Source organism: Streptomyces sp. NPDC023541, assembly GCF_055559995.1.
Genome location: NZ_JBVHJO010000005.1, coordinates 561,102 through 576,199 on the forward strand (window position 1 = coordinate 561,102; position 15,098 = coordinate 576,199).

A 15,098-nucleotide genomic window follows, 5' to 3' on the forward strand; every position below is an offset into this window, starting at 1 on the left:
TATCTCGAATGCTGGCTTCGGCCATTCTCCCAGACGGAAGCAGCCACTCCGGGGTTGCTTCCGCCCAGTGATATCCCGCGAAACGGATGGCGCCCGCGTGGGATACTCGGCACTTGTCGGAAGACCCAAGTACAACCAAGTACGACCCGCGTACGAAACCTCACAGGAACGGCAGCTCATGGCCTCGGTCCCTTCGCTCGCTTCGTCCGTCAACCAGCGCGTCGCCGACGCCCTCGCCTCCGCCCTGCCGGAGGCCGGTGGCGCCGACCCGCTGCTGCGACGAAGCGACCGGGCCGACTTCCAGGCCAACGGCATCCTGGCGCTCGCGAAGAAGGCGAAGGCCAACCCGCGCGAGCTGGCCACGACCGTGGTCGAGGGCATCCCGACCGGTGAGCTGATCAAGGAGATCGAGGTCTCGGGCCCAGGCTTCCTGAACATCACGGTCGCCGACCGGGCGATCATCTCGACGCTGGCCGCCCGCGCGGCGGACGACCGGCTCGGCGTCCCGCTGAACGCGTCCGCGGGCACGACGGTGATCGACTACGCGCAGCCGAACGTCGCCAAGGAGATGCACGTCGGACACCTGCGGTCCGCCGTGATCGGCGCCGCGATGGTGGAGATCTTGGAGTTCACGGGCGAGAAGGTGGTCCGGCGCCACCACATCGGCGACTGGGGCACCCAGTTCGGCATGCTCATCCAGTACCTGCTGGAGCACCCGCACGAGCTGGACCACACGTCCGGGGACGGCGACGAGCAGGCCTCCGGCGAGGAGGCCATGTCCAACCTCAACCGCCTGTACAAGGCCTCGCGCGCCCTCTTCGACTCCGACGAGGAGTTCAAGACGCGGGCCCGGGCGCGTGTGGTGGACCTGCAGGCGGGCGAGCCGGAGACGCTGGCCCTGTGGCAGCGGTTCGTGGACGAGTCGAAGATCTACTTCTATTCCGTCTTCAACAAGCTGGACATGGACATCCAGGACCCGGACGTGGTCGGCGAGTCCGGCTACAACGACATGCTGGTCGAGACGTGCAAGCTGCTGGAGGAGTCGGGCGTCGCGGTCCGCTCCAACGGCGCGCTGTGCGTGTTCTTCGAGGACGTCAAGGGCCCGGACGGCAACCCGACCCCGCTGATCGTGCAGAAGTCGGACGGCGGCTTCGGCTACGCGGCGACCGACCTGTCCGCGATCCGTGACCGTGTGACCAACCTCGGGGCGACCGAGCTGATCTACGTGGTCGACGCGCGGCAGTCGCTGCACTTCAAGATGGTCTTCGAGACGGCGCGCCGGGCGGGCTGGCTGAACGACGACGTCAAGGCCGTGCAGCTGGCCTTCGGCACCGTCCTCGGCAAGGACGGCAAGCCGTTCAAGACCCGTGAGGGCGAGACGGTCCGGCTGGTGGACCTGCTCGACGAGGCCGTGGACCGGGCGACGGCCGTGGTCCGGGAGAAGGCGGAGAAGGTCGGCCTGACGGAGGCCGAGATCGTCGAGAACGGCCAGTACGTCGGCATCGGCGCGGTGAAGTACGCCGACCTGTCGACGTCGGCCTCGCGCGACTACAAGTTCGACCTGGACCAGATGGTCTCGCTGAACGGCGACACGTCGGTGTACCTCCAGTACGCCTACGCCCGGATCAAGTCGATCCTGCGCCGGGCCGGCGACCTGCGGCCGGTCGCCCACCCGGAGCTGGGGCTGGCCCCGGCCGAGCGCGCGCTGGGCCTGCACCTGGACCACTTCGGCGAGCTGATCGCCGAGGCGGCCGCGGACCACGCCCCGCACAAGGTGGCGGCGTACCTGTACCAGTTGGCGTCGCTGTACACGACGTTCTACGACCAGTGCCCGGTCCTGAAGGCGGACACGGCGGAGCAGGTCGAGAACCGCCTGTTCCTGTGCGAGCTGACGGCCCGCACCCTCTCGAAGGGCATGTCCCTCCTGGGCATCCGCACCCCCGAGAAGCTCTGACATCGTGCCCTGAACCGCACGACGGCCCCCGGCGCATCCACGCCGGGGGCCGTCGGCGTCCTGACGGAGGACCGTCAACCCGTCTGCCGCGCGACGACGGCCATAAGCAGGTGCACGGGGCTCGCGCACTGGTGTGCACCTACGTCCGCCAACTGCCGCTGGAGGCTTCCGTCTCGCTCCACACCGCATCGCGCGGGTGAGCCACCCCAAGGGTGCAGGGTTCGCCCATCACCCGAACGGGTCGATTCGGGCCGTAGGGGCCGGGTAGGGGTCGGCGCGTCCTTCCCCCATCCACCAGCGGAGGCATCCGTGCCCGACATGAACGGCCCCTACAAGCCCGGCACCCCGTGCTGGATCGACCTGATGGCCCCCGACCAGCAGGCGGCCCTCGACTTCTACTGCGACCTTTTCGGCTGGCAGGGCGAGGTCGGCCCGGCCGAGCAGGGCGGCTACTCCGTCTGCCTCCTCAAGGGCAAGCCCGTCGCCGGCATCATGAAGGCGTCGAACCCGGACGGCTCCGTGCCCGACCCGATGCCGCCGACCGCGTGGACCACGTACCTGGCCACCGACTCCATCGACTCCACCCTCAAGTCGGTCATCGACGCCGGCGGCTCGGTGATGATGGGCGCGATGGACGTCATGGACCTCGGCCGGATGGCCGTGATCACCGACCCGACAGGCGCCGCCGTGGGCCTGTGGCAGGCCGGCACCTTCGACGGCGCGGGCATCGTCAACGAGCACGGCGCCCTCATCTGGAACGAGCTGAACACGGCCGACGTCCCCGCCGCGGCCGCCTTCTACACCGCCATCCTCCCCGTCACCACGGCCAAGTCCCAGATGCCCGACGCCGGGGAGTACACGGAGTTCAAGGTCGGCGACCGAGCCGTCGGCGGGATGATGGACCTCGCCAAGCTGCCGGCCGGGGTGCCGCCGCACTGGATGCCGTACTTCCACGTCGACGACGTCGACGAGATCCAGGCCGCCACCGAACGCGCCGGAGGCAGCGTCATGGCCCCGGCCTTCGACATGGTGGCGGGCCGCATGGCCGTCCTCGCCGACCCCCAGGGCGGCGTCTTCTCGGTGATCACGGCGACCGCCCCGGAACAGCCCGCCTGACCGGCCCCCCTCCCTTCCGCCTGCCGCCGCGCCATCCGTGACAGCGGGCGGAAGGAACCCGGGACGCGAATACCCCCCAAAAAACTCCCACCATCCGACTTCGCAGCAGCCACGGCACGACCACCGGCGGCCGGGACACACCCCCTGACGCCCGCCCCGGCGAGGGGTTCACACAGGGCGGCATCCGAAAGCGCGGGGCGGCCTAGGGGCGGAATCCGCTAGGGCGGGATCAGGGAAGTCCTGGGGGTTTCCCGTCAGTCCCATCGTCTCTCCGTGTCGGGCCGGCCCGTCAAGGGCGCTCCCTTCGGTCGCGTCACTTCGTGATGTCGCTGCGCTCCACCCTTGACCGACCGTCCCGCCACGGAAATCCGAAAGACTGCCGGGAACCCCCCAAGGAACGGGCCGGGGGACAAAGGCCCCTCGGGGCGGCCAGCGATGCGCGGGCGAAGCTCGGTGCGCGTCAAATCGCTACGTGCTCCCGCCGGACGGCGTCCGCGAGCCCCGTGGGCTGGGCATAAGCCGCCACCAATCGCTACGCGCTCCTGCCGGACGGCGCCTGCGAACCCCTGTGGCTGGGCATAGGCCGCCACCAATCGCTACGCGCTCCTGCCGGACGGCGCCTGCGAACCCCTGTGGCTAGGCATAAGCCGCCACCAATCGCTACGCGCTCCTGCCGGACGGCGCCTGCGAACCCCTGTGGCTAGGCATAAGCCGCCACCAATCGCTACGCGCTCCTGCCGGACGGCGCCTGCGAACCCCTGTGGCTGGGCATAGGCCGCCATCGATCACTAAGCACTCCTGCAAGACGGCGTCAGCGAGCCCCTTGGGCTGGACATAAGCCGCCTCAGATCGCCACCCGCTTCTCTATCAGGCGTCTGCGATCCGTCTGGGGCTGGTCTCGGGCCGCAGAAACCTTCCTTCGCTCTTCATGGCCGGCGTCTGACCCCTGCGTGGGGTGGAAAAGCGTCAGATGACGGCTGGAGCGATGCCAATCCATGTCTGGGCGGGTGTGCGCGTCAAAGAGCCGTCAATTCGCCCCAATTGCCCCTGTCTGTACCGACGGCTGGGATCCCATGGTGGTCTTGACGGGGGTTGGGTTCGGCTGAGCCGATGGATCACCCTTCCGCCCCTCGATAGGGCCCCTATCGACCCCAGATGAGGGGCGGACGCGGTCGTCGAGAAGCGCGTAGCGATTGGTGGCGGCCTATGCCCAGCCCAAGGGGCTCGCTGACGCCGTCCGGCAGGAGCGCGTAGCGATCGATGGCGGCCTATGCCCAGCCCAAGGGGCTCGCTGACGCCGTCCGGCAGGAGCGCGTAGCGATCGATGGCGGCCTATGCCCAACCCAAGGGGCTCGCAGGCGCCGTCTGGCAGGAGCGCGTAGCGATTGGTGGCGGCTTATGCCCGGCCCAGGGGGCTCGCAGGCGCCGTCAGGCAGGAGCGCGTAGCGATTGGACGCGCACCGGGCTCCGCCCGGACGCATCCGACGCCCCGTCCCTGAAAACTGGTCCCGGCCCGTTCCTTTGGGGGTTTCCCGGCTGTCCTCGTATTTCCGGGGCGGGACGGTCGGTCAAGGGTGGAGCGCAGCGACATCACGAAGTGACGCGACCGAAGGGAGCGCCCTTGACGGGCCGGCCCGACACGGAGAGACGATGGGACTGACGGGAAACCCCCAGCACATCCCTGACACCGCCCGAGCGGCTCCCGACCTCCCGAAGCCCCCGCCCCACCCGGCAATCCCGTCCGGCTCACACCCCGCCCGCCCCCGCCTCCGGCCTCGACCCCGCTGCCCCCGCCCCCGCCTCCGCCCGCCCTGCGACCAGCGTCGCCAGGCCGTCCAGGATGCGGTTCAGGCCGAAGCTGAACTGGAAGTCCTGCTCGTCCGAGCCGGTGAACGCGTCCGACTCCAGCAGCCGCGTCACGGCCGGGTGCGTGTCCGGGCCGGTCATCAGCCGCAGCGTGCGCACGTACCGGCCCAGGACCTGGTCCGGCGCGACGCCGGACTTCACGATGGCGTCCATCATGTCGGCTGCCATCGTCGCCTCATTACGGACCAGGCCGCCGATGAGGATGATCGTCGAGATCTTCTCGCCCTCCCCCAGCCCCGTGTCCGCCAGCGCCGCGAGCCCACGCTCCATCCAGGCCAGCTGGTTCGGGCTGACCGGCGCCCCGGTGATCGGGATGCGAAGGATCCAGGGGTTGGCCATGAGCACCGCCCGCTGGGCGTAGGCCCACTGCGTCAGCAGCTCGCGCCAGCCCCACCCGTCCGCCTCGGGCGGCAGTGCCGGCGGGGCGCCGACGCCCGCATCCGACATCAGGATGTAGAGCTCTTCCTTGGCCGTGACGTACCGGTAGAGGGACATCGTCGAGACGCCCAGCTCCTTGGCCACCCGGCCCATGGAGACGGCGTCCATCCCCTCACCGGCGGCCAGCGCCACGGCCGTCTCCACGATGCGCGGCAGCGTGAGCGTGGGGCGCGGCCCCTTGCCGGGGCGTTCGCGTAGCCCCCAGGCCATTTCCAGGCTGGCCGGAAGCCCGGTCGCGCTGCCCTCGTCGTCCTCGTCCGCCATGACCGCCCACTCCTCGATTGACCCCCATCCTAGTTCTGTGTATTACTTACACAGAAGAGCGTAAGGCATACGCAGAAGAGGGAGAAGGGAGCCCCATCCCTCATGACCACACACGCCTCCGGACACCCCTCCGGCGCCTCCGGACACCCTTCCGGCGCCCTTGGCGCGCACGTCATCGCCGCCCACACCGACGCCCCACCCGCCCTCGGCATCCACGCCACCGGCCTGGCCAAGTCATACGGCGACGTCCGCGTCCTCGACGGCATCGACCTGGCCGTCCCCCGCGGCAGCGTCCTCGCCCTCCTCGGCCCCAACGGCGCCGGAAAGACCACCACCGTCCGGATCCTCGCCACCCTCACCACCCCCGACGCGGGCACCGCCCGCGTCGCCGGCCACCACACCGTCACCGAGCGGGCCCTCGTGCGCGAACGCATCAGCCTCACCGGCCAGTTCGCAGCCGTCGACGACCTCCAGACCGGCGCCGAAACGCTCCGCATGATGGGCCGGCTCTGCGGGCTGACCCCGCGCGCCGCCCGTACCCGCGCCGACGAACTCCTCGCCCGCTTCGGCCTCGCCGACGCCGCCGCGCGCACGGCCAAGACGTACTCGGGCGGCATGCGACGCCGCCTCGACCTCGCCGCGAGCCTCGTCTCCCGCCCCGAGGTGATCTTTCTGGACGAGCCGACCACCGGCCTCGACCCGCGCAGCCGCCAGGACCTGTGGGAACTCGTACGGGAACTGCGCGCCGACGGCACGACCGTCCTGCTCACCACCCAGTACCTGGAGGAGGCCGACCGGCTCGCCGACCGCGTCGCCGTCCTCGCCGACGGGCGGATCGCCGCGGAGGGGACGCCCGCGGAGCTCAAGGCGCGCGTCGCCGGCCACCGGCTGGACCTCACCCTCACCAACCGGGCCGCCTACGAGGCGCTCGTCCCGCGCGCCGTCCACCTCGCCCCGGACGAGCTCACCCTCGGCGTCACCACCGACGGGAGCGCCGCCCACGTCCGCGCCCTCCTCGACGAACTCGACCCGGACCGCACCGCCGTGGACCGCTTCGCCGTCCGCACCGCCACCCTCGACGACGTGTTCCTCGCCCTGACGGGAGCCGACCGATGATCACCGCCACACCCGTGAGCGCCCTCGCCCTGGCCGGCCGCAGCCTGCGCATCAGCCGCCGCAGCCCGGACGCCCTGATCGCCGCCCTGATGCTGCCCGTGATGCTGATGCTGATCTTCGTCTACTTCTTCGGCGGGGCCATCGACACCGGGACGCAGTACGTCACCTACGTGGTCCCCGGCGCCATGCTGCTCTGCGCGGGCTTCGGCGCGGCCTCCACCGCCGTCAGCGTCGCCGACGACATGCGGACCGGCATCATCGACCGCTTCCGCACCCTCGACATCGGCGGCATCCCCATCCTGGCCGGACACGTCGCCGCCTCCGTCCTGCGCAACCTGCTCTCCACCACCCTCGTCCTCGCCGTCGCCCTCGCCATCGGCTTCCGGCCCCAGGCCGGCCCGGCCGCCTTCCTGGCCGCCGCCGGGCTGCTGCTGGCCTACATCACGGCGATCTCGTGGCTGGCCGCCGTACTCGGCCTGCTCGCCAAGACGCCGGAGGCGGCGGGCGGCTTCACCTTCCTGATGATGTTCCTGCCCTACCCGTCCAGCGCCTTCGTCCCCATCGAGACCATGCCCCGCTGGCTGCACGGCTTCGCCGAGCACCAGCCGCTGACCCCGGTGATCGAATCCCTGCGCGCGCTGCTCCTCGCGCAGCCCGCGGCAAGCGCCCCCTGGACTGCCCTGACCTGGTGCGCGGGCATCACCGCCGTGGCCGTGGTCCTGGCCAGCGTCCTGTTCCGCAGCAGGACCCGCTGAGCGGCTCCGTCAGGAGCCCCTCAGCGGGCCGGTGGTCCGCCCGCCCGCTCAGCGGTTGGCGGGCCGGTGGTCGCCCGCCCGCTCAGCGGTTGAGCGGGTAGGAATGACGGCCCGTCGCCTCGTCGATCTCCGAGTGGGCCTTCTGCAACATCTGCTGCGCGAGATCCATGAGCGCACGAGCGCCCGCGATCTCTTCCCCGACCCTCATCTGCTCCGGGTCGGAGGGATGACGCAAGGCATAGCCCCGCGCCCTGATCTCGGAGCCGTCCCCGAGCCTTACCAGGGCCGCCGCACTGGTGCGGTGGCCCTCCTCGGTGAATTCGAGCTCCACATGCCACCCGACGAGCGTGGCCATGGTGCATCACCTCCAGGGTCACCTGTTCCCTCCAGAGTGCGCCCACGCCCCGACGGACGCGACCGGAACCAGACCAGGCGAGGCACGGCGCCAGCCGCTCGAAACGGCCGGACCGGCGGGGTAAGGCCCGGCAGCATCAGAGCCGCGCACGGCGGTTCTTCGGGCTGGTCAGCCGCCGGCCAGGCTTGTCGCCACCGACTGGAACCACGCCCCGTACGAGAACGGCTCGGGCGGGTTGACCTCCATGCCGAGTTCCGCAGCGGCCAGGGCGTAGTCGCCCTCGTCCATCGGGAGGGCGATCAGCTCGTGGAGCTCGCCGACGAGACGGGCGACGAGCTGCGGGTCGGTGGTGGCGGCGTAGTCCGCGACCGCCGCTGCGTGGTCGGGGAACTCGTCGACGATGTCCTGCGAGAACCAGCCGCCCAGCAGCTGGGCGGTCTCCGGGAACCGCGCGTGCCACTCCCAGTGCGTCTGCGGGATCGCCGGCGGGGGCACCTCGCCGTCCTCGACGCTCTGCTTGAGGTGGTCGGCGAGCACGAGCAGCCAGTCCCCGATCGCGGCCTGCGGAATCCCGACGTCGGGGACGGCGTAGAACTCTCCGAGGTCGATCCGCAGGCGCCCCGGAGGGTTGCGGCTGTACTCGCGCAGCTGGCGCTCCGCCTCCGCGATGGCCCAGGGGCGGGTGTGCCAGGTGTGGCGCAGATAGGCGTCCAGCGCAGGGCTGCGACGCTCGGCCGTGTCCTCCCCCTGCCGGCCGAGGTAGGCGCGCATGACCTGATCGAGCTCGCCGTAGCACCGGTCGTGTTCGAGGGGCTTCATGGGCACGGTCGGTTGCCTCTACAGGTAGAACGGGACGGTGGTCTGGACGACGAATCCGTACGGGCTGTCCGGCTCGCGACGCAGTACGACGCGGGCGGCGCGGACGTCGACGGGCCCCTGTCCGGCAAGGAGCATGGCCTCCAACTGCACCCGGCCGACGGGCTCCTCACGGGACGGCCAGGCGGCCTCGATGGTGAGTCGGGCCCGCGTTCCCTGGGCGAGCCAGCGGTGGATGACCTGCTCATTGGCGGTCACCACCTGCTGGGTGGCCCACTGTGCGGTCTCCCGGTCGGGGTAGGTGGCGGATCGGGTCAGCATCGGATCATTGTCTCAATTCGCGTTGAACGACCAGAAGACGCCGACCTCGTCGGCGGACACCGCGATCAGGCCGAGATCCATCATGTAGTCGGTGAAGGGGCGGCCGCTTTTGAGATCCTGGGCCAGGAAGTCGGGCGCGTCGCAAGTACGGGCGAGGCGGGAGGAGGTCCAGAACGACGCGTCCGAACCGAAGCGATCCAGCACGGTCCGGGCGTCCGCGAGTACCTCGTCGCGGTCCTCCCTCAACCGGACCGGGTTGTCCTCGAAGAACCACTCCTGCGCGAGCGAGGCGAGCAGCTCGACGGCGGCGCCGGCCGTGATCGGCCGGAGCCCGGCCCGCAACTCCTCGGCGGTCAGCGCAAGGAACGGGTGGAACGGATAGCCGCTCTCCCGCCCCACCTTGTCCATCTGCCATTCCATGACGGACCAGCCCCGCGGGTCGGCGACCGACCGCTCCATGACGGCGCAGGCGTCCTCGGCCCAGTCCTCGTGCAACCGGGGGCCGCTCCAAGCGAAGGTGTAGACATCCTCCAGGAGCCGTAGCAGCGCGGCTTCCCAGGTGGCGGCCTCGGTGGATCGCGTCGGCATGGAATCCTCCTCTCAGGGCTCAGATGTCGCCGAATGCCCAGAACAGCCCGACCTCGGTGTCGGAGACCACGACCAGGCCGCAGTCCTCCCCGTAGAAGGTCATCGGGCTCCAGCCCACTGAATTCAGCCCGAAGTCCAGCGAGCCGACGTGCCCGATGGAGCTGACGTTGGTGTAGCAGACGGACGCGTCCCCGTAGCGGGCGAGGATGGTGCGGGCCAGGTCCTGAAGCTCGTCGAAGCTCTCACTGAACCTTGTGACGTTCCGCAGGGTGCAGCCGTCCTCGGTGAGTGCGAGCAGGAGATTCTCGGCGCTCGCACGGTCGATCTCCTGCATCCGTTGCCCCACGTCGGCCGGGGTGAGCGGGCGCAACGGATCGTCCCTGAAGGCCGGGCGGCAGAACGGCACGGCGGGGTGCTGCGCAGTGCGTTCGTGCGCGATCGGGTCGATCCCCGCCCAGCCGCGCGGATCGGGGACGGCGCGTTCCATGACGGCGAGCACGTCGGCCCGCCAGTCCTCGTGCATGCGCGGACCGGTGGCGATGAAGGCGAACCCGTCCTCGTACAGGTGCTGTACTGCGGATTCCCAGGACTCCTGGTCGATGGACATCTTCGAGGGGCCTTTCTCACTTGCTGGGCATGGACGTCATGACGGTGAAGGGAGGATTGCGGCTGCTGTCGTACTTGAGCCTCGTGTCGATGCCCTTCACATCCTCGGCCTTGGCGTTCATGCCGCCCTGCTTGTATCCGGACAGCGGATCGTTCACGTCGGTCGGCTGCTTGCTCACGCTGATGCCGCTGACCTCACCGTTGGGCGCCGTCCCCTTGAAGTCCTTCACGGCGCCATCGGCCGGCGGTGGCGGGCCCTTGATCCAGGCCTCGATCGCCGTGGCGTTCTGGTTGAGGTTGTGCTGAGTGAGTTCCTGCGCCCGCTGGTAGTTCGGGAAGGCCGAGGAGGCGCTCGGCTTCGGCTTGCCGTACGGCCAGGCCTGGGTCGGCCCGTTCGACTGCTGGTCGCGCAGACGCTGCGCCAGCACAACCACAGTCACCTGAGTACGCGCACTCATGTTCGGGCGCTTTTCGCGGAGTTGACTTGATCCATGACCCCGGACACCGCACGCCACCCGCGCGCGTTCCTCGCGCCGCTGTCCCCACGCGGCGATCAGCAGGACCAGGACCGCCAGCAGGCCGCTCCCGAAGACGGGGAAGGCGCCTGCCCTGGCAGCGGCGGCACGCCGCCGCCAGGGTGTGGCTCGCCGTGATCGCCCCGGCGGCCGTAGTCCTCGACTGGATCGTCTTCAACGGCCTCGTCGACTGGCCGTAGCGCGCCTCAGGCGTTGCGCAGCCAGCCCGCGACCTCGGTCGCCCAGTACGTGAGGATCGTGTCGGCGCCCGCCCGCTTGATGCCCAGCAGGGTCTCCAGGATCGCCCGATCCCGCTCGATCCAGCCCTTCTCCGCCGCCGCCTCGATCATCGCGAACTCGCCGCTGATCTGGTACGCCGCCACCGGTACGTCCACCGCCTGCGCGACCCGGTACAGGATGTCGAGGTAGGGGCCGGCCGGCTTGACCATCACCATGTCGGCGCCCTCCTCCAGGTCGAGGGCCAGCTCCCGCAGGGACTCGCGGGCGTTCGCCGGGTCCTGCTGGTACGTCTTGCGGTCGCCCTGGAGGGAGGAGGCGACGGCCTCGCGGAAGGGGCCGTAGAAGGCGGAGGTGTACTTCGCCGTGTAGGCGAGGATCGAGACGTCCTCGTGCCCGGTCTCGTCCAGGGCGTCGCGGATGACGCCCACCTGGCCGTCCATCATTCCGCTGGGGCCCACGACGTGGACGCCCGCGTCGGCCTGGACCTGCGCCATCTCGGCGTAGCGCTCCAGCGTGGCGTCGTTGTCGACGCGCCCGTTCTCGTCGAGGACGCCGCAGTGGCCGTGGTCGGTGTACTCGTCCAGGCACAGGTCCGACATGATCACCAGGTCGTCGCCGACCTCGGCCTTCACGTCGCGGATCGCGACCTGGAGGATGCCGTCCGGCTCGGTGCCCGCCGTGCCCAGGGCGTCCTTGTTCTCGTCCGCCGGTACGCCGAAGAGCATGATCCCCGCGACGCCCGCCTCGACCGCTTCCACGGCCGCCTTCCGCAGCGTGTCCCGGGTGTGCTGGACCACGCCCGGCATCGCCGAGATGGGGAGGGGCTCGCTGATGCCCTCGCGCACGAAGGCCGGGAGGATCAGGTCCGAGGGGTGCAGCCGGTTCTCCGCGACCATGCGCCGCATCGCCGGGGTGGTGCGCAGCCGGCGGGGCCGCGAACCGGGGAAGGATCCGTACGCGCTCATCTTCAGTCGCCTCTTCGAGCTTCGACAGCAGTCGCCACAAGCCTAGAGCCCGACCCCGGGCCCGCCCGCCCCGACGGCGAACTCGCACCACACCACCTTTCCCGGTACCCGTGCCCCGGTTCCCCACCGGTCGGCGACCGCCGCCACCAGCAGCAACCCGCGCCCGCCCTCGGCGCCCGGGTCGCGATCCGCGATCTGCGGCCGGCCGCCACCGCTGTCATGGACCTCGACCCGTACGGCCCCTTCGTAACGCAGCATCCGCAGCCGGTAGCCGCGGCCGGGCGGGACGCCGTGCAGCAGGGCGTTGGTCGCCAGCTCGCTCACGCAGAGCAACACGTCGTCGTGGCGGCATGTGACACCCCGCGCGTGAAGTGTCTCTGCCGCGAACTCCCTGGCTGGGCGCACGGTCTGGCGGCTGCGGGGGTAGAACCGCTCGCGCAGCAGGGCCGGTTGGATTTCCACGTTCACCCGTCGATCGTCGCCCTGCGTGACTAGCGTGGAGGAGACGACCAACTCGTACTCCTTGAGGAGTACGGGTTGGTACGGGTATCTCGCGCGCCGAGGCGGGGAGTTCAACGGACATGCCAGTACGCAAGAGGCCGCGGCCCAATGAGACGGCGATGAAGATGGTCGGCGCTCAGGTCGCCTCCGCCCGCATCGCCAAAGGACTGACCCAGCGCGCCTTCGCGGAGGCGCTGCACATGGACGTCGAGACCATCGCCTCCATCGAGCAGGGCAGGCGCACCTTGATGCCCAACGTCGCCGAGAAGATGGACCGCGCTCTCGCACTGCCCGGCCTCCTGTCGGTCGCGGCCAACCGCCTCCCCGAGGTGGACATGGTCCCGGCCTGGGCGGAGGAATACATGGCGCGGGAGGCGGAGGCCTTGGCGCTGTCGTGGTACGACACTCTCATCGTGCCGGGCCTCCTACAAACGGAGGGGTACGCCCGCGCAGTCTTCGGGTGCCACGTCCCGTACATCGGACAGGAGCAGATAGAGCGCCAGACCGCACTGCGGATGCGACGTCAGCAGATCCTGGATCGCCCGACGCCCCCGACTCTCAGCTTCATCGTGTGGGAGCCGATCCTGAGGGACCGACTAGGCGGCGATGCCGTATGGCACGAGCAGCTGCGTCACCTTCGCCACTGCGCCGACTCGCCGGGCATCTCTCTCCAAATCCTCCCCATGGGCATGACGGCTCATGCCGGGCTATCAGGCCCGTTCATCCTGCTGGAAACGCCTGACTTCCAGCGGCTCGCCTACTCCGAATCCCAGCGCGGCAGTGTCCTCGTACGTGACCCGAATGAGGTCAGCATCCTCTCCCAGAAGTATGCGATGCTGCGGTCACAGGCCCTCAACTTGGCAGAGACGACGGACCTGTTGGACCGGTTGCTAGGAGAGTCATGAGCACCCCACTGAAGTGGTTCAAGTCCAGCTACAGCAGCGACCAGGGCGGGGCCTGCCTGGAGGCCGCCATCGCCTGGCGGAAGTCCTCCCACAGCGCCAGTGAAGGCGGGGCGTGCGTCGAGATCGCCGCCTGCCCCGCCGACCAGGTGCACGTGCGGGACTCCAAGGTCGCCGACGGGCCGGTGCTCACCCTCGGCCCCGGCGCCTGGGCCGGTCTCACCCGCTGGGTTCGTTCCTGAGCCAGCGGTCGCGCGCCCCGGCGAACGGCGGTTACGTGGTGGCAGAGGCGTGTGTACCGATGCGGCGGCGTCGGCCGCCGGACCGGGCCCTCGCCGCGACGGAGGAGGGCGGATCATGTCCGCACCAGGTTTCACATCCCGCCGTCGGCGTGTGGCGGTGCTCACCGCGGCGCTGGCCTGCTCGGCGGTGCTCACCGGGGCCGGACCCGCCGCCCGCAGCGCGCCCCCTTCTCCGTCACCTCCGGTGAGCGGCGTTCCGCGGCTGGACTGGAGTCCGTGCAAGCCCGGCAGCCCGTGGGACTGCGCCACCGCGAAGGTGCCGCTCGACCACGCCGCCCCCGCGGGCCGCACCATCGACCTGGCGGTCGTCCGGCGGCAGGCCACCGATCCCGGCCGGCGCGTCGGCACGCTGTTCGTGAACCCCGGCGGGCCCGGCGGCCCCGGCACGGTGCAGGTGCCGCAGAACTACGACGCCTTCCCGAAGGAAGTGCGCGAGCGGTTCGACATCGTCAGCTGGGACCCGCGCGGGATCGGCAACAGCACCGCTGTGAACTGCTTCGGCACCACCGAGGAGGCCCGGGCCTGGGCGGCCCGTCCACCCGGCGGCTTCCCGGTGGGCGCGCAGGAGCGCAAGGCCTGGACCGACGCCTACGAGGACCTCGGCCGGCGCTGCGAGCAGCGCGACCCGGACCTGCTGCGCCACGTGTCGACCGCCGACACCGCCCGGGACCTCGACCTGCTCCGCCGGTCGGTGGGCGAACCGCAGCTGAACTTCCTCGGCGTCTCCTACGGGACCCTCCTGGGCGCCACCTACGCCAACCTCTTCCCCGGCAACGTCCGCGCCATGGTCCTCGACAGCAACATCGACCCGCAGGCCTGGACGAACGGCGCCTCGCAGGGCGAGCCGCGCACCACCACCCTCCTGCGCATGGGCTCGGACCGCACGGCCGCCGCCACCCTGGACCGGTTCCTCACCCTCTGCGGATCGGCGCCCGCGACCCGCTGCGTCTTCTCGGCGGGCAGCCCCGAGGCCACCCGCGACAAGTTCGACCGGCTGATGCAGCAGCTGCGCGAACACCCGGTGGGCCCGTGGACGTACGCCAAGACGGTCGCCGACACGGTGAACAGCCTCTTGCCCGTCCCGTCCTGGTGATCGGGACCCGCTACGACCCCTCCACGCCGTACGCGGGCGCCGAGGCCATGGCCGGTGAGCTGGCGGACGCCCGCCTGCTCACGAACGACGGGTACGGGCACACCGCGCTGTTCAACAACGCCAGCAGCTGCATCAGCGCGTACGAGAGCCGCTACCTCGTCGACGGGACGCTTCCGCCTCCCGGCACGGTCTGCGGCCCGGACCGGGTTCCCTTCTCCTAGGTCGCGGCCGGCGGCGCCCTGCGACGCACCCGCAGGTGGGGGTGGTGGGCGTACCGCAGGCCGATGGCCTCCAGCCGGGGGTGTTCCTCCGCGTGTTGGGCGAGGGCCGGAGCCGGACCGACGCGAGGGGCCCGGGTGCTGTGCACCCGGGCCCCTCGACCGTC

At 70.5% G+C, this 15,098-nt stretch carries 18 protein-coding genes; 8 read left to right on the forward strand and 10 right to left on the reverse strand.

Annotation, left to right across the window (positions count from 1 at the left end; genetic code table 11):
• Positions 1-178: 178 nt before the first annotated feature.
• Both argS and ACZ3X1_RS16215 read left to right on the forward strand, forming a co-directional pair.
• Positions 179-1,954: an arginine--tRNA ligase gene (gene argS / locus ACZ3X1_RS16210; RefSeq protein WP_356814737.1), complete on the forward strand. Its 1,776-nt coding sequence runs from the start codon at positions 179-181 to the stop codon at positions 1,952-1,954.
• A 318-nt stretch (positions 1,955-2,272) separates the two neighbouring features.
• Positions 2,273-3,070, forward strand: coding sequence for a VOC family protein (locus tag ACZ3X1_RS16215; protein ID WP_467280057.1), 798 nt, complete (start codon positions 2,273-2,275; stop codon positions 3,068-3,070).
• A gap of 1,746 nt (positions 3,071-4,816) precedes the next feature.
• Here ACZ3X1_RS16215 and ACZ3X1_RS16220 read toward each other — a convergent pair.
• Complete coding sequence (locus ACZ3X1_RS16220; protein ID WP_467280034.1) at positions 4,817-5,638, reverse strand: TetR/AcrR family transcriptional regulator; 822 nt, start codon at positions 5,636-5,638, stop codon at positions 4,817-4,819.
• A 102-nt stretch (positions 5,639-5,740) separates the two neighbouring features.
• On the opposite strand from ACZ3X1_RS16220, the gene ACZ3X1_RS16225 reads away from it, so the two are divergent.
• Positions 5,741-6,754, forward strand: a complete 1,014-nt coding sequence (locus tag ACZ3X1_RS16225; RefSeq protein ID WP_467280035.1) for an ATP-binding cassette domain-containing protein — start codon at positions 5,741-5,743, stop codon at positions 6,752-6,754.
• Positions 6,751-7,509 (forward strand): ABC transporter permease, encoded by a 759-nt coding sequence (locus ACZ3X1_RS16230; RefSeq protein WP_467280036.1) that lies wholly within the window; start codon positions 6,751-6,753, stop codon positions 7,507-7,509. Before ACZ3X1_RS16225 ends, ACZ3X1_RS16230 begins: the two co-directional genes overlap by 4 nt.
• Positions 7,510-7,591: 82 nt before the next feature.
• On the opposite strand, the gene ACZ3X1_RS16235 is transcribed toward ACZ3X1_RS16230, so the two are convergent.
• The 8 genes from ACZ3X1_RS16235 to ACZ3X1_RS16270 form a co-directional block, all read right to left on the reverse strand.
• On the reverse strand, positions 7,592-7,864 hold the full coding sequence (locus ACZ3X1_RS16235; protein ID WP_030027023.1) for a DUF1876 domain-containing protein: 273 nt from the start codon (positions 7,862-7,864) through the stop codon (positions 7,592-7,594).
• Positions 7,865-8,032: 168 nt separating this feature from the next.
• Positions 8,033-8,689: a contact-dependent growth inhibition system immunity protein gene (locus tag ACZ3X1_RS16240; RefSeq protein ID WP_467280037.1), complete on the reverse strand. Its 657-nt coding sequence runs from the start codon at positions 8,687-8,689 to the stop codon at positions 8,033-8,035.
• A 12-nt stretch (positions 8,690-8,701) separates the two neighbouring features.
• Complete coding sequence (locus ACZ3X1_RS16245) at positions 8,702-9,001, reverse strand: RNase A-like domain-containing protein (RefSeq protein ID WP_037918680.1); 300 nt, start codon at positions 8,999-9,001, stop codon at positions 8,702-8,704.
• A 12-nt stretch (positions 9,002-9,013) separates the two neighbouring features.
• Entirely contained in the window at positions 9,014-9,589 is a 576-nt protein-coding gene (locus tag ACZ3X1_RS16250; protein ID WP_356815457.1) for a hypothetical protein, read from the reverse strand.
• A 19-nt stretch (positions 9,590-9,608) separates the two neighbouring features.
• Positions 9,609-10,196, reverse strand: a complete 588-nt coding sequence (locus tag ACZ3X1_RS16255) for a hypothetical protein (protein ID WP_356815458.1) — start codon at positions 10,194-10,196, stop codon at positions 9,609-9,611.
• Between the two features lie 16 nt (positions 10,197-10,212).
• Entirely contained in the window at positions 10,213-10,635 is a 423-nt protein-coding gene (locus ACZ3X1_RS16260) for an RNase A-like domain-containing protein (RefSeq protein ID WP_467280038.1), read from the reverse strand.
• A gap of 281 nt (positions 10,636-10,916) precedes the next feature.
• Complete coding sequence (gene hemB, locus ACZ3X1_RS16265) at positions 10,917-11,915, reverse strand: porphobilinogen synthase (protein ID WP_467280039.1); 999 nt, start codon at positions 11,913-11,915, stop codon at positions 10,917-10,919.
• 42 nt (positions 11,916-11,957) lie between these two features.
• On the reverse strand, positions 11,958-12,383 hold the full coding sequence (locus ACZ3X1_RS16270; protein ID WP_467280040.1) for an ATP-binding protein: 426 nt from the start codon (positions 12,381-12,383) through the stop codon (positions 11,958-11,960).
• A 152-nt stretch (positions 12,384-12,535) separates the two neighbouring features.
• On the opposite strand from ACZ3X1_RS16270, the gene ACZ3X1_RS16275 reads away from it, so the two are divergent.
• From ACZ3X1_RS16275 to ACZ3X1_RS16290, 4 genes are all read left to right on the forward strand, one after another.
• Entirely contained in the window at positions 12,536-13,321 is a 786-nt protein-coding gene (locus tag ACZ3X1_RS16275; RefSeq protein WP_390075922.1) for a helix-turn-helix domain-containing protein, read from the forward strand.
• The gene (locus tag ACZ3X1_RS16280; protein WP_390075924.1) at positions 13,318-13,560 is read left to right on the forward strand and encodes a DUF397 domain-containing protein; all 243 of its coding nucleotides are present in this window, start codon (positions 13,318-13,320) and stop codon (positions 13,558-13,560) included. Before ACZ3X1_RS16275 ends, ACZ3X1_RS16280 begins: the two co-directional genes overlap by 4 nt.
• Positions 13,561-13,675: 115 nt before the next feature.
• Positions 13,676-14,713: an alpha/beta fold hydrolase gene (locus tag ACZ3X1_RS16285; protein ID WP_467280041.1), complete on the forward strand. Its 1,038-nt coding sequence runs from the start codon at positions 13,676-13,678 to the stop codon at positions 14,711-14,713.
• Positions 14,710-14,934, forward strand: a complete 225-nt coding sequence (locus ACZ3X1_RS16290) for an alpha/beta hydrolase (protein WP_467280042.1) — start codon at positions 14,710-14,712, stop codon at positions 14,932-14,934. The genes ACZ3X1_RS16285 and ACZ3X1_RS16290 overlap by 4 nt, the downstream gene beginning before the upstream one ends.
• On the opposite strand, the gene ACZ3X1_RS16295 is transcribed toward ACZ3X1_RS16290, so the two are convergent.
• On the reverse strand, positions 14,931-15,080 hold the full coding sequence (locus tag ACZ3X1_RS16295; RefSeq protein ID WP_467280043.1) for a hypothetical protein: 150 nt from the start codon (positions 15,078-15,080) through the stop codon (positions 14,931-14,933). The genes ACZ3X1_RS16290 and ACZ3X1_RS16295 overlap by 4 nt on opposite strands.
• Positions 15,081-15,098 lie beyond the last annotated feature (18 nt).

Excerpts from the sequence above, each read along its gene's own strand:
- ACZ3X1_RS16245 (WP_037918680.1), bottom strand. The coding sequence starts at position 9,001 with ATGCTGACCCGATCCGCCACCTACCCCGACCGGGAGACCGCACAGTGG.
- ACZ3X1_RS16230 (WP_467280036.1), top strand. The coding sequence starts at position 6,751 with ATGATCACCGCCACACCCGTGAGCGCCCTCGCCCTGGCCGGCCGCAGC.
- ACZ3X1_RS16235 (WP_030027023.1), bottom strand. The coding sequence starts at position 7,864 with ATGGCCACGCTCGTCGGGTGGCATGTGGAGCTCGAATTCACCGAGGAG.
- ACZ3X1_RS16220 (WP_467280034.1), bottom strand. The coding sequence starts at position 5,638 with ATGGCGGACGAGGACGACGAGGGCAGCGCGACCGGGCTTCCGGCCAGC.
- hemB (WP_467280039.1), bottom strand. The coding sequence starts at position 11,915 with ATGAGCGCGTACGGATCCTTCCCCGGTTCGCGGCCCCGCCGGCTGCGC.
- ACZ3X1_RS16280 (WP_390075924.1), top strand. The coding sequence starts at position 13,318 with ATGAGCACCCCACTGAAGTGGTTCAAGTCCAGCTACAGCAGCGACCAG.
- ACZ3X1_RS16275 (WP_390075922.1), top strand. The coding sequence starts at position 12,536 with ATGAAGATGGTCGGCGCTCAGGTCGCCTCCGCCCGCATCGCCAAAGGA.
- ACZ3X1_RS16250 (WP_356815457.1), bottom strand. The coding sequence starts at position 9,589 with ATGCCGACGCGATCCACCGAGGCCGCCACCTGGGAAGCCGCGCTGCTA.
- ACZ3X1_RS16225 (WP_467280035.1), top strand. The coding sequence starts at position 5,741 with ATGACCACACACGCCTCCGGACACCCCTCCGGCGCCTCCGGACACCCT.
- ACZ3X1_RS16215 (WP_467280057.1), top strand. The coding sequence starts at position 2,273 with ATGAACGGCCCCTACAAGCCCGGCACCCCGTGCTGGATCGACCTGATG.
- argS (WP_356814737.1), top strand. The coding sequence starts at position 179 with ATGGCCTCGGTCCCTTCGCTCGCTTCGTCCGTCAACCAGCGCGTCGCC.
- ACZ3X1_RS16285 (WP_467280041.1), top strand. The coding sequence starts at position 13,676 with ATGTCCGCACCAGGTTTCACATCCCGCCGTCGGCGTGTGGCGGTGCTC.
- ACZ3X1_RS16255 (WP_356815458.1), bottom strand. The coding sequence starts at position 10,196 with ATGTCCATCGACCAGGAGTCCTGGGAATCCGCAGTACAGCACCTGTAC.